Annotated in this window: 24 protein-coding genes; 13 read left to right on the plus strand and 11 right to left on the minus strand. The window is 73.7% G+C overall.

The window, feature by feature from the left end; translation table 11 throughout:
* Positions 1-84: 84 nt before the first annotated feature.
* On the minus strand, positions 85-762 hold the full coding sequence (locus tag G3T38_RS19925) for a response regulator transcription factor (protein WP_163774485.1): 678 nt from the start codon (positions 760-762) through the stop codon (positions 85-87).
* The gene (locus tag G3T38_RS19930) at positions 759-2,021 is read right to left on the minus strand and encodes an ATP-binding protein (protein WP_163774488.1); all 1,263 of its coding nucleotides are present in this window, start codon (positions 2,019-2,021) and stop codon (positions 759-761) included. The genes G3T38_RS19925 and G3T38_RS19930 overlap by 4 nt, the downstream gene beginning before the upstream one ends.
* Before the next feature lie 122 nt (positions 2,022-2,143).
* Between G3T38_RS19930 and phoU the strand changes: the two genes are divergently transcribed.
* Positions 2,144-2,797, plus strand: coding sequence for a phosphate signaling complex protein PhoU (phoU, locus tag G3T38_RS19935; protein ID WP_163774490.1), 654 nt, complete (start codon positions 2,144-2,146; stop codon positions 2,795-2,797).
* Here phoU and G3T38_RS19940 read toward each other — a convergent pair.
* The 4 genes from G3T38_RS19940 to G3T38_RS19955 all read right to left on the minus strand — a co-directional run bounded on the left by G3T38_RS19940 (position 2,784) and on the right by G3T38_RS19955 (position 6,259).
* Positions 2,784-3,728 carry an XRE family transcriptional regulator gene (locus G3T38_RS19940; RefSeq protein WP_163774495.1) on the minus strand — a complete coding sequence of 315 codons (945 nt, stop codon included), beginning with the start codon at positions 3,726-3,728 and terminating at the stop codon, positions 2,784-2,786. The two genes, phoU and G3T38_RS19940, sit on opposite strands and share 14 nt — an antisense overlap.
* 135 nt (positions 3,729-3,863) lie before the next feature.
* Positions 3,864-4,607 carry a phosphoglyceromutase gene (locus tag G3T38_RS19945; RefSeq protein ID WP_163774497.1) on the minus strand — a complete coding sequence of 248 codons (744 nt, stop codon included), beginning with the start codon at positions 4,605-4,607 and terminating at the stop codon, positions 3,864-3,866.
* 4 nt (positions 4,608-4,611) lie between these two features.
* A complete protein-coding gene (locus G3T38_RS19950) occupies positions 4,612-5,304 on the minus strand; it encodes a hypothetical protein (protein WP_163774499.1) in 693 nt (230 codons plus the stop codon).
* 124 nt (positions 5,305-5,428) lie between these two features.
* The gene (locus G3T38_RS19955) at positions 5,429-6,259 is read right to left on the minus strand and encodes a UbiA family prenyltransferase (protein WP_163774500.1); all 831 of its coding nucleotides are present in this window, start codon (positions 6,257-6,259) and stop codon (positions 5,429-5,431) included.
* 184 nt (positions 6,260-6,443) lie between these two features.
* Here G3T38_RS19955 and G3T38_RS19960 point away from each other — a divergent pair, with 184 nt between their 5' ends.
* Together G3T38_RS19960 and G3T38_RS19965 are read left to right on the plus strand one after the other, a co-directional pair.
* The gene (locus tag G3T38_RS19960) at positions 6,444-6,929 is read left to right on the plus strand and encodes a CarD family transcriptional regulator (protein WP_163774502.1); all 486 of its coding nucleotides are present in this window, start codon (positions 6,444-6,446) and stop codon (positions 6,927-6,929) included.
* A gap of 76 nt (positions 6,930-7,005) precedes the next feature.
* Positions 7,006-7,602, plus strand: a complete 597-nt coding sequence (locus G3T38_RS19965) for a 2-C-methyl-D-erythritol 4-phosphate cytidylyltransferase (protein WP_338037781.1) — start codon at positions 7,006-7,008, stop codon at positions 7,600-7,602.
* An 18-nt stretch (positions 7,603-7,620) separates the two neighbouring features.
* Here the strand turns inward: G3T38_RS19965 and G3T38_RS19970 are convergent, their stop codons facing one another.
* Together G3T38_RS19970 and G3T38_RS19975 are read right to left on the minus strand one after the other, a co-directional pair.
* Positions 7,621-8,061 carry a hypothetical protein gene (locus tag G3T38_RS19970; RefSeq protein WP_163774504.1) on the minus strand — a complete coding sequence of 147 codons (441 nt, stop codon included), beginning with the start codon at positions 8,059-8,061 and terminating at the stop codon, positions 7,621-7,623.
* Positions 8,062-8,114: 53 nt separating this feature from the next.
* On the minus strand, positions 8,115-8,813 hold the full coding sequence (locus tag G3T38_RS19975; protein WP_163774506.1) for an IspD/TarI family cytidylyltransferase: 699 nt from the start codon (positions 8,811-8,813) through the stop codon (positions 8,115-8,117).
* Positions 8,814-8,972: 159 nt separating this feature from the next.
* On the opposite strand from G3T38_RS19975, the gene nirD reads away from it, so the two are divergent.
* A complete protein-coding gene (gene nirD / locus G3T38_RS19980) occupies positions 8,973-9,356 on the plus strand; it encodes a nitrite reductase small subunit NirD (protein WP_163774508.1) in 384 nt (127 codons plus the stop codon).
* A gap of 55 nt (positions 9,357-9,411) precedes the next feature.
* Positions 9,412-10,194: a MerR family transcriptional regulator gene (locus tag G3T38_RS19985; RefSeq protein ID WP_163774510.1), complete on the plus strand. Its 783-nt coding sequence runs from the start codon at positions 9,412-9,414 to the stop codon at positions 10,192-10,194.
* Between the two features lie 7 nt (positions 10,195-10,201).
* Here G3T38_RS19985 and ispF read toward each other — a convergent pair whose 3' ends face one another.
* The gene (gene ispF, locus G3T38_RS19990; protein ID WP_338037782.1) at positions 10,202-10,666 is read right to left on the minus strand and encodes a 2-C-methyl-D-erythritol 2,4-cyclodiphosphate synthase; all 465 of its coding nucleotides are present in this window, start codon (positions 10,664-10,666) and stop codon (positions 10,202-10,204) included.
* A 90-nt stretch (positions 10,667-10,756) separates the two neighbouring features.
* On the opposite strand from ispF, the gene G3T38_RS22845 reads away from it, so the two are divergent.
* Complete coding sequence (locus tag G3T38_RS22845; RefSeq protein ID WP_163774514.1) at positions 10,757-12,388, plus strand: molybdopterin-dependent oxidoreductase; 1,632 nt, start codon at positions 10,757-10,759, stop codon at positions 12,386-12,388.
* A 3-nt stretch (positions 12,389-12,391) separates the two neighbouring features.
* On the opposite strand, the gene G3T38_RS22850 is transcribed toward G3T38_RS22845, so the two are convergent.
* Positions 12,392-13,702 carry a C39 family peptidase gene (locus G3T38_RS22850; RefSeq protein WP_163774516.1) on the minus strand — a complete coding sequence of 437 codons (1,311 nt, stop codon included), beginning with the start codon at positions 13,700-13,702 and terminating at the stop codon, positions 12,392-12,394.
* A 167-nt stretch (positions 13,703-13,869) separates the two neighbouring features.
* On the opposite strand from G3T38_RS22850, the gene G3T38_RS20005 reads away from it, so the two are divergent.
* The gene (locus tag G3T38_RS20005) at positions 13,870-14,778 is read left to right on the plus strand and encodes a PaaX family transcriptional regulator C-terminal domain-containing protein (RefSeq protein ID WP_206675940.1); all 909 of its coding nucleotides are present in this window, start codon (positions 13,870-13,872) and stop codon (positions 14,776-14,778) included.
* 30 nt (positions 14,779-14,808) lie between these two features.
* Here G3T38_RS20005 and G3T38_RS20010 read toward each other — a convergent pair whose 3' ends face one another.
* On the minus strand, positions 14,809-15,234 hold the full coding sequence (locus tag G3T38_RS20010; protein WP_163774518.1) for a RidA family protein: 426 nt from the start codon (positions 15,232-15,234) through the stop codon (positions 14,809-14,811).
* 138 nt (positions 15,235-15,372) lie between these two features.
* Between G3T38_RS20010 and G3T38_RS20015 the strand changes: the two genes are divergently transcribed.
* Genes G3T38_RS20015 through G3T38_RS20040 form a run of 6 tightly spaced genes read left to right on the plus strand, consistent with a single transcriptional unit; the run spans position 15,373 to position 22,229 of the window.
* A complete protein-coding gene (locus G3T38_RS20015; RefSeq protein WP_163774520.1) occupies positions 15,373-16,206 on the plus strand; it encodes a fumarylacetoacetate hydrolase family protein in 834 nt (277 codons plus the stop codon).
* Positions 16,207-16,253: 47 nt separating this feature from the next.
* Positions 16,254-16,742 (plus strand): cupin domain-containing protein, encoded by a 489-nt coding sequence (locus G3T38_RS20020; RefSeq protein ID WP_174268235.1) that lies wholly within the window; start codon positions 16,254-16,256, stop codon positions 16,740-16,742.
* The gene (locus G3T38_RS20025) at positions 16,739-17,668 is read left to right on the plus strand and encodes an acyl-CoA thioesterase domain-containing protein (protein ID WP_163774521.1); all 930 of its coding nucleotides are present in this window, start codon (positions 16,739-16,741) and stop codon (positions 17,666-17,668) included. Before G3T38_RS20020 ends, G3T38_RS20025 begins: the two co-directional genes overlap by 4 nt.
* Position 17,669: 1 nt before the next feature.
* A complete protein-coding gene (locus tag G3T38_RS20030) occupies positions 17,670-19,364 on the plus strand; it encodes an AMP-binding protein (protein WP_163774523.1) in 1,695 nt (564 codons plus the stop codon).
* Positions 19,365-19,375: 11 nt separating this feature from the next.
* Positions 19,376-21,772 (plus strand): bifunctional salicylyl-CoA 5-hydroxylase/oxidoreductase, encoded by a 2,397-nt coding sequence (locus tag G3T38_RS20035; RefSeq protein WP_163774525.1) that lies wholly within the window; start codon positions 19,376-19,378, stop codon positions 21,770-21,772.
* Between the two features lie 7 nt (positions 21,773-21,779).
* Positions 21,780-22,229 (plus strand): thioesterase family protein, encoded by a 450-nt coding sequence (locus G3T38_RS20040; RefSeq protein WP_206675941.1) that lies wholly within the window; start codon positions 21,780-21,782, stop codon positions 22,227-22,229.
* Positions 22,230-22,438 lie beyond the last annotated feature (209 nt).

Here is a 22,438-nt window from a genome sequence, read left to right on the forward strand (position 1 = left end):
GCCAGGCTCCGTCGAACCCCTGCCGCGACCCCGCCGGCGACCCCGCCGGGAAGCCCCGGGAAGCCCCGGGAAGCCCCGGGAGCCTCAGAGGTCGAGCTTGTAGCCCAGCCCGCGCACCGTCACCAGGTACTTCGGCTCGCTCGGGTCGGGCTCGAGCTTCGCCCGCAGCCGCTTCACGTGCACGTCGAGGGTCTTGGTGTCGCCGACGTAGTCGGAGCCCCAGACCCGGTCGATGAGCTGCCCGCGGGTGAGCACGCGACCCGGGTTGCGGAGGAACATCTCGAGGAGCTCGAACTCCTTGAGGGGCAGCCGCTGCTCGTTGCCGTCGACGGTGACGACGTGCCGCTCGACGTCCATGCGCACCGGGCCGGCCTCCAGCGTGCTGGGGGACAGGTCCGGCTCCGCACCCCGCCGCAGGACGGCACGGATGCGCGCCACGAGCTCGCGCGGCGAGTAGGGCTTCGTCACGTAGTCGTCGGCGCCGAGCTCGAGGCCGACGACCTTGTCGACCTCGTCGTCCTTCGCGCTCACCATGATGACCGGCACGCTCGACGTCTGCCGGATCTGACGGCACACCTCGGTGCCGGGGATGCCGGGGAGCATGAGGTCGAGCAGCACGATGTCGGCGCCGTTGCGGTCGAACTCCGTCAGCGCGGTGTTGCCGTCGGCGGCGATGGCCACCTCGAAACCTTCCTTGCGGAGCATGTAGGCGAGCGCATCGCTGTAGCTCTCTTCGTCCTCGACGACGAGTACCCGCGTCACGGGCGTTCCTCCTGGTGCTGGGCCGCGAGGGCCGGGGGGGTGGCGCGCGCCTCGGGCGACGGGGTCGTCGTCACGAGCGCGCGGGGCTCTTCGGGGGTGCGGGACGGGGGCGGCACGACCAGCGCCTCGTCCTCGTCGGGCAGGTCGTGGCTGCGCGGCAGGCGCAGGCGGAACGTGGAGCCCTGGCCCTCGACCGACCACACCCGCACCTCGCCACCGTGGACGGCGGCGATGTGCTTGACGATGGAGAGGCCCAGGCCGGTCCCGCCGGTCGAGCGGTGCCGTGCCGGGTCGACCCGGTAGAAGCGCTCGAAGATCCGCTCGATGTCGGCGGCGGGGATGCCGATGCCCTGGTCGGTGACGGCGATCTCCACGAAGGAGTCCAGGCTGCGGGCGGTCACGGCGACGGTCGCGCCGGTGGGGCTGTAGGTGACGGCGTTCTTGACGAGGTTGCCCACCGCCATCGCGATCTGCCCCTCGTTGCCGAGCACGACGAGGTCGCTCTCGCACTGCACCGAGAGCGTCACGGACCGTGCGCTCGCGTCGATCGAGCTCGTGTCGATGGCGGCGTCGATGACGTCGTGCACCGACACGGGGTCGGCCTGCTCGAGGGGGTCGTCGCCCTGGAGCCGCGACAGCTCGATGATCTGCTGCACCAGCACGGAGAGCCGCTCGCTCTCCTTCTTCATCCGCATGGCGAACCGCTCGACGGCCTCGGGGTCGTCGGAGGCCTCGACGACGGCGTCCGACAGCAGCCGGATGGCGCCCACGGGCGTCTTGAGCTCGTGGCTGACGTTGGCGACGAAGTCGCGCCGTACCGCCTCGACGCGGTGCTCCCGCGTGCGGTCCTCGATGAGCGCCAGCACGAGCCGGGACCGCAGGGGGGCGACGCGCGCGACCACGGTGCGCGTCGGGTAGCCCGGCCGCGTCATCGAGATCTCCTGCTCGCGGATCTGCCCGTCGCGCCGCACGTCGTCGATCATCGAGCACAGCACCGGGTCGACGAGCTCGCGGCCGCGCACCAGCCCGAGCGCGTACGTCGGGGCGGAGGCCTTGAGGACCGTGCCGTCCTCGTCCACGACCACGGCGCTGCTGCGGAGCACCGACAGGACGTTCGCGACACCCGGTGGCAGCCGCACCTCCTGCGGGGGCGGCGCGGAGCGCTGCAGCCGGTCGCTCACGTGCCACGCGAAGACGGCCGAGCCCGCGACGAGGGCGCCGAGCAGCGCCGCCACGAAGGCCTGGGTCGTCGGATCCACGCGGCGATCGTACGCGGCGGCCTCCGGTGCCCCTGACCACGAAGACGCCCGGCAGGGGACTGTTCACCGGTCGTTCACGCCACGGGCGCCGCGGGGTGGCGCCGACGCGTAGCGTCCGGCCCATGCGCGAACTCTTCCACGAGCAGCTCGACGGGCTGTTCGACGACCTGGCCACGATGGCCGGCCTCGCCCGCCACTCGGTGGGGCAGGCGACCACCGCTCTCCTCGAGGGCGACGTCGCTGTCGCCGAGGACGTGATCTCGGGCGACCGCGAGATCGACCTGCTCCGCGAGGTCGTGGAGGAGAAGGCGTTCTCCCTGCTGTCCCTCCAGGCCCCCGTCGCGGGCGACCTCCGCGTCGTCGTCGCGGCCCTGCGCATGGTGGCGGAGATCGAGCGGATGGGCGACCTGGCGGTCCACGTCGCCAAGATCGCGCGCCTGCGGGTGCCGGAGATCGCCGTGCCCGAGTCGGTGCGCCCGACCCTGAAGCGCATGGCCACCGTGGCGACGACCATGACGGCCCGCGTGCAGGACGTCATCGCCCACCGCGACGCCAGCGCCGCGGCCGACCTCGTGCTCATCGACGACGAGATGGACCAGCTGCGCCGCGACACGTTCTCCGCGATGCTCCAGGAGGACTGGCCGCACGGCATCGAGGCGGCGGTCGACCTCGCGCTGCTGGGCCGCTACTACGAGCGGATCGCCGACCACGCCGTCTCGGTCGCCAACCGCGTCGTCTTCGTGGTGACGGGGGAGCAGCCGGTCAGCGCCCGCTGACCCGCCCGTCCAGCGGGGCGTCCCACTCCCAGGCCATGCCGACGGTGCCGGGCGGGCAGTCCAGGGCGACGAGCAGCGCCTGTCCCCGCCGGTCGAGACGGATGCGGCGGCGCGGTCGGACCGGGGTGCCGTCCCGCTGCAGCTGGTAGGCCTCGCACCGGCTCGGCAGGTCGTCGGGGTCGAACCGCACGCTCAGCACGTACTCGCGCACCGCGAGGCTGCAGCTGGCGTCGTACGAGGCATCCCTGGGCCCGGGCCCGTCGGTCGTCAGCTCGTAGTCGATGAGCACGCTCTCGCCCCGCTGCAGCGGCTCGTCGTAGCGCAGCGCCACGCCGACCACCCGGTGGTCGGCGTCGAGCACCTCGTGCGCGACCTGTCCGCCGGAGCGCACCGCGAGCCGCGGCGTCCCGGCGGTGCGGTCGTCGAGGAACTGGGTGATGCCCATGCCGGTGAGCCCGTCGGCCTCGGCCCGGCCGACGATCCGGGTGCGGGCCGCGGCCAGCCGGCGGTCGGGTCCGATGACGACGTCGTCGTGGTGCGAGAGGCGGCCGAGCAGCAGGCTGTCGGGGTTCTCGACGGCCTCGGTCACGCGCCGTACGGCCTCCCGCTCGGTGAACCGCGGGACGGTGACCTCGTCGGTACGCCGCTGGACCGGCCCCCGCGGCCGCGGCGGCGGCACGAGCGCCACGAGGGAGCCGCGCGGGACGTCGAGCAGGCACTCCAGCTGCGCCACGACCTCGAGCGACGCGCGCCGGCCCGGCGTGCGGGCGCCCGTCTGCCAGTAGCTCAGCGTCGCGACGCTGATGCGCACCCCCCGCTGCGCCAGCCGGCGCTGGATGCTCTCGAGACCGAGCCCGCTCGCGTCGACCGCGGCGCGCAGGGCGGGCGCGAACTCCTCGGGGCGATCGGGCTCGACGGCGGCCAGCGACACGTCCTCTCCTCGACGTCGGCGGCCGCCGGAGGGGTACGACGACCTCGAACGTCCCAGCGTAGTGCGGCTGCCGGTGGCAGGGAACGACGAAGGGCCCGGATGGTTCCGGGCCCTTCGGTCGTGGAGTGGTGCGGGTCAGCGCCCCTGGTTGGCGACCGCGGCGGCAGCGGCGGCGGCGGCCTCGGGGTCCAGGTACTCGCCACCGGGGACGGTGGGGCGCAGGTCGTCGTCGAGGCGGTAGACGAGCGGCATGCCGGTCGGGATGTTGAGCCCCGCGATGTCGTCGTCGGAGATGCCGTCGAGGTGCTTCACGATCGCCCGGAGGCTGTTGCCGTGCGCGGCGACGAGCACCGTCTTGCCCGACCGCAGGTCGGCGACGACGTCGGACTCCCAGTAGGGGAGGAGACGCGCGATGACGTCCTTCAGGCACTCCGTGCGGGGCGCCTCGTCGCCGAGGTCGGCGTAGCGCGGGTCGCCGCTCTGCGAGAACTCGTCGTCGGGGTCGATCGGCGGCGGGGGCACGTCGAAGCTGCGGCGCCAGAGCATGAACTGCTCCTCGCCGTACTGCTCGAGGGTCTGCTTCTTGTCCTTGCCCTGGAGCGCGCCGTAGTGACGCTCGTTGAGCCGCCACGAGCGACGGACGGGGATCCAGTGCCGGTCGGCCGCGTCGAGCGCGAGCGCCGCGGTGTTGATCGCGCGCCGCTGGAGGGAGGTGTGCACGACGTCGGGCAGCACGCCCGCCTCGCGGAGGAGCTCGCCGCCGCGGACCGCCTCGCCGCGGCCCTTCTCGGTGAGGGCCACGTCCACCCAGCCGGTGAACAGGTTCTTGGCGTTCCACTCGCTCTCGCCGTGGCGGAGCAGGACCAGCGTGTACGTCATCGGGTCAGCCCTCGGTGCTCTCGTCGGCGCCGTTGCTGGCGTCGGGGGTGACTGTGGGACGGGCCGGCTGCGGCTCGGTGCTGCGGTCGAGGCCCTCCCACCACGTCGGGATGGTGACGGCGTCGCCGTGGTCGCCCTCGCCGCCCTCCTCGCCCTCGTGGTGCTCGCCGACGGCGGGCTTGAGCTCGCGGGGCTCGTTGGGGACGACCGGCACCCACAGCTCGCGCGCCGTCTCGCCCTCGCCGAAGGTGAACGGGATCGAGGCGCCCTGGGCGACCAGGTCGCCCTCGACGATGATCGGCGCGTACTGCGCCACGGCCTCGTCGGAGGCCAGGTTGATCATCTCGTTGCCGCGGAGCTCGGTCGGCTCGTAGCCCTCGAGGGTGACCGCCTCGGTCGTGATGGTCGGCGTCTCCGCCGGCTCGACCGTCTTGTTGACGAACGTCGCGATGAGGGTGCCGCTGCCGTCCTGGCCCGAGACGATGACGACGCCGGTGACGGCGACCGGGGCGTCCAGCGAGGCGACGCGGTAGTTCGCGCCGTGGGCCGGGACGTAGGGCCGGTCCGTCTCGACGTCGAAGCCGGTCAGCTTGGAACACCCCGTGAGCGCGGGCACGGCCAGGACCGCACCGGCGAGCAGGAGTCCCGCACGGCGGCGGCCGCGCGCGGAGGCGGGGGAGAAGGTGCTGCGCTGCATCGTGGTTACCTTCGTCGATCGGCGATGGGCGAGGGCGCTCGCGGCAGACCACGAGCGGGGCTGAGCCTAGCGTTCGCGGGCGCCGACGCGCGGGTCGGGTCGCTCACGCGCTCGACGCGGGCCGTCAACGCGTGAGGCCGACGGTGCCGGCGGTGATGGCGATGCCCACGAGGACGGCCGCGGTGGCCACGCTCGTCAGCAGGAGGAGGCGCGTCGCGCCGGTCTTGACGGCCACCCGCAGGGCCAGGTGGCGGCGACCGTCGCGGTTGTCCTGGACCAGTCCCGGGAGCGCGCGGAGGACGTGCACGCAGATGCCGAGCAGCGCGGCCAGCACGACCATCTCGACGACCGGCGGCTCGCCGCGGTGCTGGCCGCCGAGGCCGCCGTAGGACAGGAAGACGGGGTACGTCGCGAACGACAGCGCCCACGGCAGCCACGACAGCACGCCGCCGCGGAGCACGAGGTTGCCGACGAGCGCGACGACCAGCCCGACGACGTACGCCGCGGCCGCGACCAGCCCGTTGGCCACCGCGACCGGGACGAGCGCCAGGGTCGCGCAGGCGACGGCGAACCAGACCGTGCCGGTCTCGAGCACCCCCGTGGCCAGCGGCTTGTCGGTGCGGCCGGCGGCGGCGTCGGTCGCGCGGTCGACGATGTCGTTGTGCCAGCCGAGGATCGCCTGGCCGAGTGCGACGGTGAGGGCCACCAGGCCGACCTCGCTCATCGGGCGGCCGCCGACGAAGGCGGCGAGGGCGACGGCCGCCGCCGTGACGACGAGCTGCCGGGGGTGCGCTGCGACGACCAGGGCGAGCGCGCGCCGTACCCCGCCGGGGAGGCGCAGCCGCCTCCCGGAGCCCGCCGGGACGGGGGCGGTGGCAGGGGTCGGGTCGGTGTCCGGGGTGTCGGGGGTGTCGTCCGAGTGCGCGTGCGTCTCGGCCTCCGTCGTAGCGGCCATGCCTCGCAGTATCGGTCACGGGCGTCCGGTCCGCGAGGGCCGCGACCGGACGTCTTGCGGTGGGCGCGGCACAGGTTCTGTGCTCTTGTCAACCCTCGGGGAGCGTCCTGACCTGCGCAAACAGGCCTGAGAGGGGGATGAGAGCCGTGTTAGACTAGGCAGTCGAGGAAGGGGAACCTGACATATGACTTTCACCGTCGGCGAAACGGTCGTCTATCCCAATCACGGGGCCGCAGTCATCGAGGACATCGAGATGCGGAAGATCAAGGGAGAGGACCGGCAGTACCTGGTGCTGCGGATCGTTGCCCAGCAGGACCTCGTGGTGAGGGTGCCGGCGTGCAACCTCGACCTCGTGGGTGTCCGGGACGTGGTGGACAAGGAGGGCCTCGACCGCGTGTTCGACGTCCTCCGTGCCGACCAGGTCGAGGAGCCGACCAACTGGTCGCGTCGCTACAAGGCGAACCTCGAGAAGCTGCACTCCGGTGACGTCATGAAGGTCGCGGAGGTCGTGCGCGACCTGTGGCGTCGTGAGCGTGACCGCGGCCTGTCGGCCGGCGAGAAGCGGATGCTGGCGAAGGCCCGCCAGATCCTCGTCTCGGAGCTCGCGCTCGCGGAGAGCACCAACGAGGACAAGGCCGAGACCATCCTGGACGACGTGCTCGCCTCCTGACACGACGTTCCAGCGCAGGAGACCCCGGGAACCCCACGGTTCCCGGGGTCTCCTGCGTCTGGACTAGGTTCGCGCCGTGAGTGCTGTGCTGCCGCCCGAGCTCCCGGACCCGTACGACGAGGTCGACATGCTCGACGAACCGGTGCTGGGCGCCGTCGTCGAGGAGGGGCGCGGATCGCTGCCCTTCGCGCTCGTGCACGGCGAGTCGCTCGTCGCCTCGGCCGCCTGGGCGCTCGGGGCCGCCGGCGTGGAGGCGGTCGCGCTCGGGACGCCCTGGGCGGACGTGCAGGAGTCCGAGCAGCCGTTCGTGCTGCACGACGCGCTCTGCCCGCTGCTCGACCCCGGCACCATCGCGGCGTTGGTCCGCCGGGCGATGGACACCGACGCGGTCGTCGTGGGCGTGCGGCCGGTGACCGACACCGTGAAGCTCGTGCGCGACGGCACGCTCGGCGAGACGCTCGACCGGGACGCACTCGCCACCGTCGCGTCCCCCGTCGTGCTGCCCGCCACCGTGGTCGCCGACCTCGAGCGGCTGCCGAGCCTCGACTTCGCGGCGCTCGTGACGGTGCTGCAGGCGCGCTACCCCGTCGAGCTGGTGGAGGTGCCCGCCGCCGCCCGCCGCGTCACGTCGACCGACGACGTGCGGGTGCTCGAGGCGCTCACCCGCCGCTGACCCCGGTCGGTGTCGCCCTCAGGCGACGCCCTCGTCGGTGATCCGCCAGATCCCGTCGTGGTCGCGGGAGACGCAGATGCCCCAGAAGGTGCGGCCGTCCGGCATGCTCACGTCGCCGTTCTCGACGTCTGCGGTGAAAAGGACCTTCGAGCCGCAGGTGTCGGAGACCGTGCCGTCCACTGCGACGAGGTGCATCTCCGTCGGGTGGCTGAACCGGCCCAGGTCGTCGCCGGGACGTCCGTCGATCGCGTTCGCCGTGGCGAAGTCGCGGGCCACGACCGCGTCCAGGTAGGCCTCGACGGCCTCCTCGGCCGTGGCGTCGGGACCCGGGACCGCGATGTCCGCGCGGGGCGCCGACCAGAGCAGCAGGGCCACGAGCCCGACGGCGGCCAGCAGGCCGGGGACCAGGACGAGGGCGACGGCGGGGCGGGAGAGGCGCGCCGGGGAAGCGGAGAACACCTCCGGATCATGGCCCAGGGCGGGAGCTTCTGCTGCGTTTTCCGCGCGGAGGATCAGCCGAGGAGCGCCGCGGCGACCCGGAGGTCCTCGGCGTAGGTCACCTTGAGGTTGGGCGCGGTCGACTCCACGGCGACGATCCGCAGGTCGGTGCCGGTCGCGCCGGCCCAGGCGTCGACGCAGGCGGCGGTGTCGGTGCCGTCGAAGTCGTGCGTGGCGGCCCAGCGGTAGGCCGCCAGGAGCTCCGGCGCGCGGAACGCCTGGGGCGTCTGCACCCCGACCGCCCGCGTCTCGCGGCCCACGCCCGGGACGGGGCCGCCGCCGCGCCGTACGAGCGGGGGCACGGGGGCCGCCGGGACCCCGCCGCCGTGCTGGCGCGCGGCGGTGACGGTGCGCTCGTAGAGGTCGACGGTCGCGAGCGGTCGCGCGGCGTCGTGGAGGGCGACGACGTCGAGGTCGTCGGCGAGGTCGGCCAGCGCGCCGAGCGCGGCCGTCTCCGAGGCGTGGCGGGTCGCGCCACCCACGACGAGGCGCACCTCGCGGTCGCCCAGCTCCGGCTCGAGCAGCGCCGCGACCTCGGCCTCGTCGCCGGGACGCACGACCACGACGAGCGCGGCGACGTCCGGCACGGCGAGCGCGGTGCGCAGGGAGCGCACGAGCACGGGCACGCCGGCGAGCGGCAGCAGCACCTTGTTCACGCCCGCGCCGACGCGCGTTCCCGAACCGGCGGCGAGCAGGACGATCGCGGAGCTCAACGGCCCTCCCCGGACGGACGATTTTCACGGGCGTTACACGGCGTCACGCCACGTCAACACGCGCAGCCTAGTTTCCACTCCCACCAGCGAGTTCTCGGGCCTCGCTCAGGCAGCGGTGCCGTGGCCGCCTGCGAGGTCCGGCCGGCGAAGGGACGACCCATGGGCGGGCAGGAGTGGCGACCGGTCTGCCGCGTGGTCGAGCTGGAGGTCGAGCGGGGGGCGACGGCCCTCGTGCACGGCCAGGCCGTGGCGCTGTTCCGCCTGGCGGACGACACGGTCCACGCGCTCGGCAACCACGACCCCTTCGCGCACGCCTCCGTCATGGCCCGGGGCATCGTCGGGTCGCGTGACGGCGTCCCGTTCGTCGCGTCGCCGGCCCACCGCCACTCCTTCGACCTGCGCAGCGGTCGCTGCCTCGAGGACGAGACCGTCGGCGTACCGGCCTACGAGGTGCAGGTCGTCGAGGGCGTCGTGCTCGTCGGCGGTCGCAAGCAGGACGCGCGGTCCGAGGCCTCCGAGCGCCCGGCCCGCCGCACCGGGTGAGCCGCGAGCGCCGATGACGCTGCTGGTGGGACCCGCCTGCGATGATGGGCGGGCGATGACTGGACGCCGTGGCGAGATGACGATCGACGAGCTGGCCGCACGGGTGGGGATGACCGTGCGGAACGTTCGCGCGTACGCGACCCGCGGCCTCATCGCGGCGCCGCGCCTCATCGGGCGCAAGGGCTACTACAACGAGGACCACGCTGCCCGGCTCTCCCTCGTGCGGGACCTCCTCGACCGGGGCTACACGCTCAACGCCGTCGAGAAGGCGCTCGCCGAGAACCCTCAGGTGCCCGAGAGCCACGCGCTCGACCTGCTCACGCTGCTGACGCGGCCGATCGGCGGCGCGGTCGAGCCCGAGGAGAGCTCCGTGCAGGCGCTGGCCGAGCTCGCCGGCATCGAGCACGACGAGGAGTTCGTGGGCGAGCTCGCCGAGCGCGGCCTCCTCGTGCGGGTCGACCCCGACACGGTGCGGATGCTGCGCCCCGCCCTCGTGCGCGCGGGCGCGCAGGCGATGCGGATGGGCCTCGGCAAGGAGCGGGTGCTCGACCTCTTCGACCAGGCCGCCACCCAGCTCGGTCACATGGCGGAGGCCTACGTGGGCGCCTTCCGCGACGACGTGTGGCAGCGCTTCCTCGACGAGGGCATGCCGGAGGACCAGTGGCCGGTGCTCGTCTCCAGCATCGAGGCGCTGCTCCCGGTCGTCAGCCAGGCGGTGCTGGCGTCGTTCCGCTACGAGCTGGCGCAGTCCATCGAGAAGGTGCTCGCCGCCGAGCTCGGCCAGCTCACGGGCGAGCAGGCCCAGCAGCTGTTCGGCGAGAGCAGCACCCCCGACTGACCCGCGCTCAGGACGTCGGTACGACGAGGGCGGTGGCGATCGCCGCGACGCCCTCGCCGCGTCCGGTCAGGCCGAGCCCGTCGGTGGTCGTGGCGGAGAGGGTGACGGGCGCACCGGCCACCGCGGACAGCACGCCCTCGGCCTCCGCCCGGCGCGGGCCCAGGCGGGGGCGGTTCCCGATGACCTGCACCGCGACGTTGCCGACGACGAAGCCGGCGGCGTGCACGCGCCGTACGGTCTCGGCGAGCAGCGCGACCCCGGGTGCGCCCGCCCACTCGGGGGCCGAGGTGCCGAAGTTGCTGCCGAGGTCGCCGAGGCCGCAGGCCGAGAGCAGCGCGTCGCAGGCGGCGTGGGCCGCCACGTCGGCGTCGGAGTGTCCCTCGAGGCCCTGCGGCTCGTCGGGGAAGTGGAGCCCGGCGAGGTGCATCGGGCGACCCTCCGCGAAGCGGTGGACGTCCGTGCCGACCCCCACGCGCGGGACGGTGGAGGGGGGCGGAGGAGTGGGGGCGGGGCCCGGTACGGTCACGGGAGGATCATGCCGGACGGAGCGGGAGGGGCAGCGGTGAGCGAGGCGCGGGTGAGCGACGACGCCCCGCCGCGTCTGCTGCCCGGGCGCGTCCTCTGGGCGTCCGCCGGCGTCGCGTCCGCGGTCCTCGGCGCCGGTCTCGGCGAGCTGGCCGCCGGCGCCCTCACCCTCCACCAGGGGCCGGTCGTGGGCGCCCGGGAGGCCGCGGCCGCGGCCCTGCCCGCGCAGTTCGTGATCCGCGACGGCATCGACATCGTCCCCGTCGTGACCGGCGCGCCCCTCGTGGTCCTGATCGGGCTGCTGCTCGTCGTGCTCGCGGCGGTCGCCGGGGTGGGGGCCGCGCGAGGGTGGCGCCGCCCCCTGGTCGTCGGCGTCGTCGTGCTGGCGCTCGGCGGGATCGCGGTGCTGCTGCGTCCCGAGCCGTCGCTCCTCGAGCTGGCGCCGGTGGTGGCCGGCACGCTGGGGTTCGCGCTGGGGCTCGTCCCGCTCGCCGGCCTGCTGCGCCGGCTCGGCGTGGCGGTCGACGCGGGCCGGGTCGACGCGGGCCGGGCCGACGGGGGGCGAGCGGCGGGGACGCCCCCGGTCCCCGCGGCGACGCGGCGCGCGTTCATCGGCGCCGCCACCGGTGTCGCGCTGGCGGGCGTGGTCGCGGCCGTCGCGGGCGAGGTCGTCGGACGGGGCCGGCGCGCGGTCGAGCAGGGCCGTCAGCTGCTGCGCCTGACGATGGTGACGCCGCCCACCGAGCCCGCGGGCGTCGGCGTCGGCGTCGAGGGCGTCGCGCCCTGGACCACGCCGGCGGAGGAGTTCTACCGGGTCGACCAGGCCGTTGTCGTGCCGACGATCGCGGCCGAGGACTGGACGCTCCGCATCCACGGCGAGGTCGAGCGCGAGGTGGTCGTCACCTACGAGGAGCTCATCGAGATGACCGTCCGCGAGCAGTGGGCGACGCTCGTGGGGCTGCGCTACGAGGTGGGCGGCGACCAGGTCGGCAACGCGTGGTGGTCGGGGGTGCCGACGAGCGCGCTCCTGGCCCGCGCCGGCGTGCTCACGGGAGCCGATGCGGTCGTGCAGACGGGCGCCGACGGCTGGCGCTGCGTGACGAGCACGCAGGTCCTCGGAGATCCCGGTCGCCGCGCGCTCCTGGCCTTCGCGATGAACGGCGAGGCGCTGCCGCTCGAGCACGGCTTCCCGGCGCGCACGGTCGTGCCGGGGCTGTACGGCGGGGTGTCGGCCTGCAAGTGGGTCGTCGAGTGGGAGGTGACCCGGCTCGAGGCCGTCGCGGACGACTTCTCCGACCGGCCCCTCCAGGCGCCCGTGCGGATCGGTGCCCGCATCGACGTGCCGGAGGACGGCACCACGCTGCCGCCCGGCTCCGTGACCGTCGGGGGTGTCGCCTGGGCGCCGCCCATCGGGGTCGGGGCCGTCGAGGTCGCGGTCGACGACGACGGCTGGCAGCTGGCGGACCTCGGGGTCGCGCGGGAGCACGACGCCTGGGCGCAGTGGAGCGCGACGCTCGACCTGGAGCCGGGGGAGCACCGGGTGCGCGTGCGCGCCCGCGACCGGGTCGGCACGCAGCAGGAGCCCGAGCCGCTCGACGACGGCGCCGGCGCGACCGGGCTCCACGAGGTCACCCTCACCGTCGACGCGGACGCCGACGACGAGGGCTGACCCTCACCAGTTGCGGCGCGTGCCCCGCGGCGGCACCGGGTGGGCGGCGTCGCGGATCACGTAGACCAACCCGCCCGAGCGCGGCAGCCACGCCCGCTCGAACTGCGCCCGCTGGTAGACGCGGCGCACGCCGGAGTTCTTCGACGCGGCGGGGTCGTTGACGATCACGTCGCCCTCCGGCGTGAAGCCGACGATGACGAGCAGGTGACCGTTGGTCGCGCTGATCGGGGCGCCGTCGAGCTCGCCGCGGGCGAAGCTCACCGAGGCGATGAGCGGGATGCCGTAGGCGATGAACTCCTCGGCCTCCCGCAGGTTGCGCAGGCGGGTCACGAAGGCGGTGTGCACGCGCTGGTTGGCGTAGGCCGTGTTGAACGGCCAGTTCCCGCAGCCCTTGTAGGCGTTGTCGTAGACGTTCCGCGCCACGTGGTCGACCCACGGGTCGGGGTGCCCGGCCGGCACCCAGGCGCGCTCGTTGGCCGGGGGGAGCGCGTTGTAGTAGCCCAGCACCATCGCGACCGACGTCGGGGAGCACCAGGCCTCGCCGCCCGCGCCGTACTGCGGGTAGTGGCCCGAGTGGACCATCTGCGAGTACTGCGGCACGTCGAGGGTCTTCGTGATGCCGCGCGGAGCGGAGGCGCGGGTGAAGGTCGTGGGCACGCGGGAGGTCATGGCGCCGATGGAGCTGACCGTCGGGGTGCCGGCGATGCCGCGGACGCGGTAGAGCACGACCTGGAGCTGGTACTGCCGCAGCCCGGTGGCGCTGTGCGTCTTCCAGGTGTCCACGTCGACGAACGCGAGATCGTCGGTCTGGCGGCCCGAGCTGGTGCGCTTGACCCGGTTGTCCCACGCGGCCCAGCGCGCGAGCGTGTCCCAGCTCGTCGTGCGGCCCGAGGCGTCGCGACCGCGGACGTGGACGTCGATGAACGTGTCGCCCGGGGTGGTCGCCTTCCACGACGCGATGAGCTGGGTGAAGCCGAAGCCCTCGGAGACCCACGGCGAGTGCCAGGCACCGCCCTCGTAGGTCTTGCCGTTGAGGGTGGCCGTGAGGCGCGGGTTGGCGATGACGAGGCGGCCCGAGGAGTCGAGCGCGGTGCGGTCGAAGGTGCCGTTGCGGAGCAGGCGGGATCCTTCCCAGGCGCGCCACATGATCTGGCGCGTGGAGTCCGCGGACGCGGGTGCAGCGAGGCCGGGCAGGAGGCCCGTCGCGGACGCGACGGCCGCGCCGCCGACGGCCACGGCCGGCAGCCGCAGCAGGGTGCGCCGCGTCGCGGCGGGCTGGTCGGAGGGCTCGGCGGGGACGGTCTGCTCGCTCACCGCTCGAGCGTACGTCGCGGTGACGCCCGTGTCAGGAGTTGCGGGAGAGACGCGTGGGACGCCCCTCCTTCCCGGGTCGTGGTGGGAGCCCTGCGGAAAGTGGTGGGCTGGCACCACGACCCGGGAGGCGGAGGAGGAGGGGGAGCGGGGGCGGTAGGTTCGGGCGCGTGATCGACCGCGTGATCGACGAGGAGCAGGGGGACACCGCGTCCCCGGGGTCGGACGCGCCGCCGCGGTCGCTCATCGTGACGATCTACGGCCTCTACGCCCGCGAGCTCGGCGGCTGGATGAGCGTCAGCGACCTGATCCTGCTCATGGCCGAGCTCGGCGTCGACGCGCAGGCCGTGCGCTCCTCGGTCTCGCGCTTGAAGCGGCGCGGCATCCTCGTGAGCGAGCGGCGGGGGAGCGCGGCGGGCTACGCCCTGTCGTCGTACGCCCGGGACGTGCTCGGCGCGGGCGACCGCCGCATCTTCGCCCGTCCGGCGAACGACGACGTCGACTGGGTGGTGGCGGTGTTCTCGGTGCCCGAGTCGGAGCGGCAGAAGCGGCACGCGCTGCGGGCGCGGCTCACGTGGCTCGGGTTCGGCACCGTGACGGCCGGGGTGTGGATCGCCCCCGGCCACCTCGTGGACGACACCCGCGAGGTGCTCGCGGCCGAGGGGCTCGACACCTACGTCGACCTGTTCCGGGCCGACCACCTCGGCTTCGGCGCGACGGTCGACAAGGTCGCGCGCTGGTGGGACCTCGACGCGCTCGACGGACTCTACCGCGACTTCCTCGCCGTGCAGGCGCCCGTCCTCGAGCGGTGGCAGGCGGCGGGGGAGCCGTCGGGGGCCGACGGTGCCGCCTTCGCCGACTACGTCCGCGCGCTCACCGCGTGGCGCCGGTTCCCCTACCTCGACCCGGGGCTGCCCGCCGGCCTGCTCCCGGAGGGCTGGAGCGGCACCCGGGCCGCCGACACGTTCTTCGAGCTCCGCCGCCTCCTCGCCGGCCCGGCCCACGACTTCGCCGTGGACCGGACCGCGGTGGACCGGACCGCGGTGGACCGGACCGCGGTGGACCGGACCGCGGGCTGACGGCCCGGCGCCGTGCGCGCCTGACCCGCCTCAGGCCTGCGGCACCCGCAGGCGCTCGTCGGGGATGACGGCCACGCCGAGGATCTCGATGAGCGCCTCGGGCTGCCAGAGCCCCGTGGTGCCGATGCCCGCCATCGCGGGGTAGACCGGCCCGGCCAGCTCGCGCCACGCAGCGCCGATCTCGCGGCCGTGCGCCTGGTAGTCGGGGATGTCGGTCAGGTAGATCGTGATGCTCACCAGGTCGCCCGGCTCGCCGCCGGCCTCCGCCAGCGTCGTCAGCACGTTGGAGAACGCCTGGCGGAACTGCTCGACGATGCCGCCCGGGACGATCTTCATGTCCTGGTCCAGCGCCGTCTGCCCGCCCAGGTAGAGCGTGTTGCCCGCGAGCGTGCCGTGGGAGTAGCCGCTCGGCGCGGGGAGCGACGTGGGGTTGATCGCGACGGGGCTGCTGGACATGGGTCCTCCTCGTGGTGGGCCGCGGCGGCCGCGGCGTCGTCGTTCCGTCGAGATCGACCCTAGACGATCTATTGACGTTTGGCGACGGTCGTGCAAATCTCGCTATATCGAGTCCACGACGTCCGCCAGGAGAGCGACATGCGCTTCGCCACCGTGATCGACCCGGCCCAGCCCGACCGGCCCCGTGCCGCCGTGCTGCAGGGCGAGACCTGGCACGCGCTCGGGGCGGGCGACCTCTCCGCGCTCGTCACCTCGGGCGGTCTCGTCGCGGGTGGCCCCACCCCGCCCGTCGGTGGCCCGATCGCCGGCGCCGTACCGGTCAACCCGCTGCCGTCGCCGACGAAGGTGATCTGCTGCGGCCTCAACTACGGCGACCACATCGCCGAGACCGGCCGCGAGCGCCCGCGGTTCCCGACGCTCTTCCCGAAGTACGCCGACACCCTCGTCGGCCCCACCGACGACGTGGTGCTGCCCGCCGGCGTCGAGGCCGACTGGGAGGCCGAGCTCGCCGTGGTCGTCGGCGCCCCGCTGCGCCGGGCGAGCCGGGACGAGGCCGCCGCCGCGGTGCTCGGCTACACCGTCGCGAACGACGTCTCGGTGCGCGACTGGCAGCGCCGCACGCTCGAGTGGTTCCAGGGCAAGGCCTGGGACGCGACCACCCCGCTCGGCCCCGTCGTGGTCACGCCCGACGAGGTCGACCCCGCCGCCGGGCTCGCCATCAGCTGCCGCGTGAACGGCGTCGAGGTGCAGCGCGACAGCACGGCGACGCTCGTCTTCGACGCCGTCGACCTGCTGGCCTACATCTCCACCTTCACCGTGCTGCGCCCCGGCGACGTGGTGCTCACCGGCACCCCGGGCGGCATCGGGATGACCCGCGACCCGGCCTGGTACCTCGCCGACGGCGACGTCGTCGAGACCGAGGTCGAGGGCATCGGGACCCTCCGCAACACGGTCCGCCTCACCGACTCCTGATCCACCCACCCCACCGGACGAACACCGCGCGAGAACCGAGGAGAACGATGCACATCGACCCCCACGCCGACCACGTGCTCGAGGGCGACAACTCGATGTACGCAGGCCCCTCCGGCCTCGTCGTGCCCGTCGTCACCCGCGGCGGCCTGGAGACCGGCCGCACCGGCCAGTCCGAGGGCGCCCACCGCATCTCCGGCGTCAGCCCGCAGCACACCCCGGCCACGAAGATCTGGTACGGCCAGGTCAGCAACGAGGCCGGCTTCCGCTCGGTGCCCCACCACCACGGCGAGGCGGAGACGGGCGGCTTCGTGCTGCGCGGCCGCGCGCGGATCTACTTCGGCGAGCGCTACGACGACTACGTCGACATGGAGGAGGGCGACTGGGTCTTCGTGCCGCCGTACATGCCCCACGTCGAGTGCAACCTCGACCGCAACAAGCCGTTGACGTGGATGACCTGCCGCACCCCCGACAACATCGTCGTCAACCTCGAGCAGGTCGCCGACGCGGCCCTGCGCGACTGGATGGACCGCCCGTGACCGGGCCCGGCGAGCAGCCCACCTCCCGCACCGTCACCGACGCCCTGGCGCTCACGCCCACCGAGCCGCAGCTCTTCGACCTCGCCTTCACCGCGGTGACGCAGCCGTGCCCGTGGCCCAAGGCGTACGGCGGGGACATGGTCGCGCAGGCCGCTGCGGCCGCCGCCCGCTCGGTCACGGACGGCAAGACGATGCACTCGATGCACTCCTACTTCATGCGGCCCGTCGACATCGGCGCGGAGATTCGCTACGAGGTGGAGCTCCTGCGCGACGGTCGCGGCTACTCGACGCGCCAGGTGCGGGGCATCCAGAACGGCAAGGTCGCCTACGTGTGCCTCGCCGGCTTCGCGGCCGGCGAGCCGGGCGGCACCCACGCGGTGCGCCCGCCCACCGACGTGCCGTCGCCGGACGAGCTGCCGTCGTCCGCGGCGTACCTGGCGGGGGAGGAGCCGGGGAACGGCTCCACGATGACCGCCGAGTCGCGGGCCTACTGGTCGGGCGGCCGCAGCTTCGACATGCGGCACGTGCCCGGGCCGGTCTACCTGCGGGTCGAGGGCGAGCAGGTGCCCCACCAGGCGATCTGGATCAGGCCGTTCGACGCGCTGCGTCCGGTCGAGGGCCTGACCGACGCCCAGCGCGACCTGGCGGCGCTGGCCTACGCCTGCGACTACACGATCCTCGAGCCCGTGCTGCGCACGCTCGGGCTCCCCTGGGCGCAGCCGGGGCTCGTCACGGCGAGCCTCGACCACGCGATGTGGTTCCACCGCCCACCGACCGGCGCTTTCGACGGCTGGTTGCTCTATGCCCAGGAGGCGGTCGCGGCCGACGATGGTCGCGGCACCGGACTGGGGCGCTTCTTCACCGCCACCGACCACCTGGCCACGGTCGTCCAGGAGGGCATGATCCGATCAGGACAAGGGACGTGACATGACCGCTCCGACGCTCCACCCCACCCTGCAGCCCAGCCTCTACCGCGACACCTTCGCCCGCGAGCAGCTCCCGCCTGCGGACCTCTGGCCCGTCCTCGAGTTCACGACGGACGAGCTGCAGTACCCCGACCGCCTCAACGCCGCCACCGAGCTCATCGACGTGCCCGCCGCGCGCTGGCCGGACCGGGTCGCGCTGCGCACGCCCGAGGGCGAGACGTGGACCTACGCCGAGCTCCTCAGGCGCGCCAACCAGGTCGCCCAGGTGCTCACGGAGGACCTGGGCCTCGTCACCGGCAACCGCGTGCTGCTCCGCTCGCCCAACAACCCCTGGACCGTCGCCGCGTGGCTCGGCGTGCTCAAGGCCGGGGGCATCGCGGCCACCACCTTCGCCGCGCTCCGGGCGCGCGAGCTGCGGCCGATCGTCGAGAAGACGCGGCCGACGCTCGCGCTGGCCGACCACCGGTGCGCCGACGACCTCGAGGAGCTGCGCGCCGACGTGGCGCCCGACCTCCGCATCGTCACCTTCGGGGGCGACGCCGCCGACGACCTCGTACGGCGCTGCGCCGCCAAGTCCGGGGAGTTCGCCACCGTCGTGACCTCCGCCGACGACGTCGCGCTCTTCTGCCCCACGTCGGGCAGCACGGGCGTGCCGAAGATCTGCACGCACTTCCACCGCGACATCCTGTCGATCGACCACACCTTCGGCCGCCACGTGCTGCAGCTCCGGCCGGACGACGTCGTCGCGTGCACCGCGCCCTTCGCCTTCACCTTCGGGCTCGGGATGCTCGTCGTCTTCCCCCTCCGGGCCGGCGCCTCGGCCCTCCTCACCGAGGGGGCGCCGCCGCCGGTCATGGCGGACCTCGTCGCCGAGCACGGCGTCACGGTGCTGGCGACCGCGCCGACGGCGTACAAGCAGATCATCGGCGCCGGGAAGGTCGAGCGGCTCGCGGGCCTGCGCGCCGCGGTGAGCGCCGGGGAGCACATCCCGGCGAGCACGTGGCAGCGGTTGCACGACGCGCTCGGGCTGAAGGTGATCGACGGCATCGGCGGCACCGAGATGCTGCACATCTACCTCTCCGCGGTCGGCGACGACATCCGCCCCGGGGCGACGGGGCGTCCGCTCCCGGGCTACCGGGCCACGATCCTCGGCCCCGACGGCGAGGAGCTGCCCCCGGGCGTCGAGGGCCGCCTGGCCGTCCGGGGACCGGTCGGGTGCCGCTACCTGGCCGACGAGCGGCAGCAGGCGTACGTGCTCGACGGGTGGAACCTCACCGGTGACACGTTCACCCGCGACGAGGACGGCTACTTCTGGTTCGCGGCCCGCACCGACAACATGATCGTGTCGGCGGGCTACAACATCGGCGGGCCCGAGGTCGAGGCCGCGCTCGACGACCACCCGGACGTGCTCGAGTCGATGGTGCTCGCCAAGCCCGACGACGACCGGGGCTCCATCGTCTGCGCCTACGTCGTGCTCCGCGACGGCGTCGCCGCCGACCACGACACGGTCCTGCGCCTGCAGGACCACGTGAAGCAGACGCTCGCGCCGTACAAGTACCCGCGCGAGGTGCGTTTCATCGACGCGCTGCCGCGCAACGCCAGCGGCAAGCTCCAGCACTTCGCGCTCCGTGCCCGGCTCGAGGAGGAGGCCGCCGCTCGCACCGCGGCCGCCGCCCCCGTCCCGGCCGGCTCCTGAGAGGACCTGACATGAAGATCGCGATCATCGGCGGTGGGCCCGGCGGGCTCTACCTCGCCGCCCTCGTCAAGCAGCTCGGCCCCGACCACGAGATCACCGTCTGGGAGCGCAACGCCCCCGAGGACACGTTCGGCTTCGGCGTCGTGTTCTCCGACGAGACCCTCGGCGGCATCGAGTCGGCCGACACGGCGGTCTACGCCGCCATGGAGAGCGGGTTCGCCCGCTGGACCGACATCGACGTCGACGTCGACCGCCACGAGTTCACCGTGGGCGGGCAGGGCTTCGCGGCGATGAGCCGCAAGGACCTGCTGGCGATCCTGCAGGAGCGCGTGGCCGCGCTGGGCATCGACGTGCACTACCGCACCGAGGCGCCGGACGTGGCCGAGCTGCGGGAGACCCACGACCTCGTCGTGGCCTCCGACGGTCTCAACTCCCGCATCCGCGACCGGTACGCCGACGTGTTCCGCCCCGACCTGGACCGGCGGCACAACAAGTACATCTGGTTCGGGACCGACAAGGTGTTCGAGGCGTTCCAGTTCATCGTGCGCAACACCGAGCACGGCACGATGCAGATCCACGGCTACCCCTACTCCGACGCCGGCTCGACCTTCATCGTCGAGATGCACGAGGACGTGTGGCGCCGCGCCGGGCTCGACGCCACCGAGCACGAGGAGCTCCCGCCCGGGGTCTCCGACACCTACGCGGTCGAGCGCATCCGCGAGCTCTTCGCCGACGTGCTCGACGGCCACGAGATCCTCACCAACAACTCGAAGTGGATCAGCTTCACGACGGTGCGCAACGAGCGCTGGCACGACGGCAACCTCGTGCTGCTCGGCGACGCCGCCCACACGGCGCACTTCTCGATCGGCTCCGGCACCAAACTGGCGATGGAGGACGCGCTCGCCCTGGCCGCGTGCCTGCACGAGCACGCCGACCTCGAGACCGCGCTCGCGGCGTACGAGACCGAGCGTCGGCCCGTGGTCGAGTCCACGCAGCGCGCCGCGCAGGCGTCGCTGGAGTGGTTCGAGCAGATCGGGATGTACGCCGACCAGGACCCCGCGCAGTTCGTCTTCAACCTGCTGACCCGCTCGCGCCGCATCACGTTCGACAACCTGCGCGAGCGCGACGAGCAGTTCGCGGCGCAGATCCAGGCGGCCTTCGCGGAGCAGGTCGCGGCGGCCGGACCGGCCCGCGACGGCGCGACGCCGGCCATGTTCCAGCCGGTGCGGATCGGCGAGCTGGAGCTCGCGAACCGGGTGATGCTGTCGCCGATGGACATGTACTCCGCCGTCGACGGGGTGCCGCAGGAGTTCCACCTCGTGCACCTCGGCTCGAAGGCGCTCGGCGGCGCCGGCATCGTCATGGCGGAGATGACCTGCGTGTCGCCCGAGGGTCGGATCACGCCCGGCTGCCCCGGGCTGTGGACCGACGAGCAGCGCGACGCGTGGGCGCGGGTGACGTCGTTCGTGCACGAGCAGAGCCGCGCGAAGATCGGCGTGCAGCTCGGCCACTCCGGCCGCAAGGGCTCGACGCGCCTCATGTGGGACGGGATCGACCAGCCGCTGGAGACCGGCAACTGGGAGGTCGTCGCGCCCTCCGCGCTGCCGTACGGCGAGGGCTGCCACGTGCCGCGCGAGGCGACGCGGGCCGACCTGGACCAGGTGGTCGCCGACTTCGTCGCGGCGGCCCGCCGCGCGGTCGAGGCGGGCTTCGACCTGATCGAGGTGCACGCGGCCCACGGCTACCTGCTGTCGTCGTTCCTCTCGCCCATCTCGAACCGGCGCACCGACGAGCTCGGCGGACCGCTCGAGAACCGGCTCCGCTTCCCGCTCGAGGTGTTCGACGCGGTGCGCGCCGCGGTGCCGGCCTCGATCCCGGTGACGGTGCGCATCTCGGCCACCGACTGGATCCCCGACGGGAACACCGCCGACGACGCGGTCGAGATCGCCCGGGCCTTCGTCGCCCACGGCGCCGCGGCCATCGACGTCTCCTCGGGCCAGGTCGGCAAGGAGGAGCAGCCGGCGTTCGGGCGGTCGTACCAGACCCCCTTCGCCGACCGGATCCGTCACGAGGTGGCCGCGGCCGCCGGCGTGCCTGTCATCGCCGTGGGCGCCATCTCGTCGGCCGACGACGTGAACTCGATCTTGCTCGCGGGGCGCGCGGACATCTGCGCCCTGGGCCGTACGCACCTCTACGACCCCAGCTGGACCCTGCACGCCGCGGCGGAGCAGGACTACCGGGGCGACGGGGCACCGTGGCCCGTGCAGTGGGCGGCCGGTCGCCGTCGGCCGCCGACGTCCCGCACCGACCGGGTGCCGCCGCGGCTCTCGCTGCTGCGGGCGGGCGCCGACGACGGGGTGCACGTGCGGTGGACGCCGCAGAAGCCGGTCGCCGCGGTGGCGGTCTGAGCCGTTCGTGGAACCTGGTCGCGAGGTCCCCGTCGCCGTCGGGTCGACCCGCTCCCGCGTGGAGTGGATCGACACCGACGCGGCGGGGATCTACCACAACAGCACCGTCGTGCGCTGGGTCGAGGCGGCGGAGGCGTCGCTGATGCGTGCACGGGGGCTGTCGGGCTACTTCCCGGCGGCCCCCCGCGTGCGCTACGAGGTCGACTTCCTCGCGCCGCTGTTCTTCGGCCAGGAGGTCGTGACCACCCTGGCGGTCGCCCGGGTGGGGCGCTCCTCCATGCGGTTCACCTTCGAGGTGCGCGGCGAGGAGCACGACGGCCGACCGGCGTACGTCGCGGCCCGCGGCGCCTACGTCACCGTGCACCTCGACCGGAGCAGCGCCGACCACGGGACCGGTGCGGCCGCAGCGCCGTGGCCCGACGACTGGTTGGTGCGGCTGGGCGTCGACGGTCGGTAGGTCGGGCGGTAGGTCGGGCGGCAGGTCGGGCGGCAGGTCGGGCGGCAGGTCGGGCGGCAGGTCGGGCGGGGCTGCGAAATGTGGCTCTTGTGACTGATCCGTGGGTGGTTGAGCGCGTCTGGGAGTGAGGACACGCCGTTCCTGCCTAGGTTCTGGACTTGCGAAGGAACAGGACCGAAGAGCAAGGAACGGCGTGCAATCAGCGACTC

Origin of the sequence: Nocardioides zeae, assembly GCF_010686755.1 — a bacterium.
In the GTDB taxonomy this organism is placed as follows: Bacteria; Actinomycetota; Actinomycetes; order Propionibacteriales; family Nocardioidaceae; genus Nocardioides; species Nocardioides zeae.